The following is a 1,621-nucleotide window of genomic DNA, read 5'->3' as shown; positions in this document are numbered from 1 at the left end:
GTTGGCGTCGTAGCCGAACTCGGTCACACGCTCCAGCCCATCCGGATTCGAGCCTGAGCGCGGATCGAGTACCTGCACCATGAGCCGGCCAGCCTCGTCATACTCGAAGATCGTAGTCGTGATGCCGTTGCCGGTCATCTGCTCAACCAGGTTGCCGGCCGGGTCGTACTCCTCCGCCTTGACCGTCACATCTCGCGCCGTGGCAGAGCCGTTGAGCTTGGCGTCGTCGGCGATCTGCTCCTTGACCCGGTTATCCATCCAATACACATTGGTGGACTTGCGGCCCATCACGTCCACCATAGAGATCAGGCGACCGCCCGGGTCGTAGCCACGGCTCTCCAGCAGCACGTCCTGGGCCTGCTGCGGGTTGACCGGGCTGCCCGTCCAGCCCTTCAACGTGCTCGAGGTCAGCTCACCACGATCGCTGTAACCCTGCTCGATCACCGTGCCACGCGCATCCGTCGTGCGGACGACCTGGCCGCGCTCGTTCCACTCCTGCCGGACAATCCCGCCCTCGGGGTCGGTGACCGAATCCTGGCGGCCATACTCGTCATAAGTGAACGTGGTAGTGCGCTCCGGCTCGCCGCCGGTCAGATCGGCGATCGTCTGCGACAGCACATTGCCGTCCGGGCCATAGGCGGTGCGGGTCTGCGCGGTGTGCGTGACATCGCTGATCTCGTTCTTCACACCCGGAGCGGTGCTGGAGACCAAGCGGCTCCGACCGTCGTAGGCGTAGGTCATCTTCGCCCCGTCCGGGACTGCCTGCGAAAGGCGCGTGCTGGCCGTCATCCGGCCCAAAGCGTCGTAGTCCAGCTTGACGACCAGCCCTTCGGGGCTGGTCTGCTCGGCCAGATCACCGGCCGCGGTGTAACGGTAGCTCCACGTGCTGCCGCGGGCGTCGGTCTTGCTCTTCACCAGACCAGCCGGGGTGCTGCCGCCACCCACCGCCGCCTCGCTGCCGTCGGTGTAGGCGATGCCGGTCGAGCGGCCCTGCGGGAAATCCTCGGTCGCCGGCGTTGTCTGCTCGATCTGCTCCCCGTAACTGTTGTACTCGGTCAAGGTGGCGAAGGTGGGGTCGATGTCGCTCGCCGACCGGCCATCCCGATACGCGATCACCTGGTCATTACGCGGATCGAACGGATCATCCTCATTCAAGTAGTACGACCAGAACTCGATCGCACACTCCCCCGGCGCCCGGCAGTACTGCCGGCCCAACGTGTTACCCCGCTTATCCTGGTAAATCTCGTTGGCGATATCGTTCTTATCGATCACCTTCGTCAGAAAGCCCGCCTGATCGTACTCATGCCAGGTGGTGTAACCGAGCTGATCGGTCTCCCCACGGATCCGGTAACCGCGCCAAGCGTCATACAAGTACACCAGACTCTTGTCGTCCGGGTCGGTCACCGTCACCTGCGCCTCACCGGACTCCTGCTCCACACCGATGGCACCGACCTTCCAGGTGCCGCCGTTGCGATCGACGTGGGTAGCGATCCGATCCGTCTTGTCGTCATAGGTGTTGACCGCCCACACCCGGCCGGACGGCAGTGTGACCTTGGTGAGTTTGTGCGCTGCGCCCGTCCGGGCCGCGTAATGCCCCACCACCTCAGCCGCAGTCAGCGGC

The 1,621-nt window shown here is 64.5% G+C and carries 1 pseudogene; it reads right to left on the bottom strand.

Annotation, left to right across the window (positions count from 1 at the left end):
* Positions 1-1,621, bottom strand: a pseudogene (locus FH608_RS51105) (DNRLRE domain-containing protein); the annotation flags it as partial.

The sequence above is a fragment of the Nonomuraea phyllanthi genome, assembly GCF_006334985.2.
Taxonomy (GTDB): Bacteria; Actinomycetota; Actinomycetes; order Streptosporangiales; family Streptosporangiaceae; genus Nonomuraea; species Nonomuraea phyllanthi.
The sequence above is the reverse complement of the archived record's forward strand: the minus strand, read 5'-3'. Positions and strand labels throughout refer to the sequence as shown.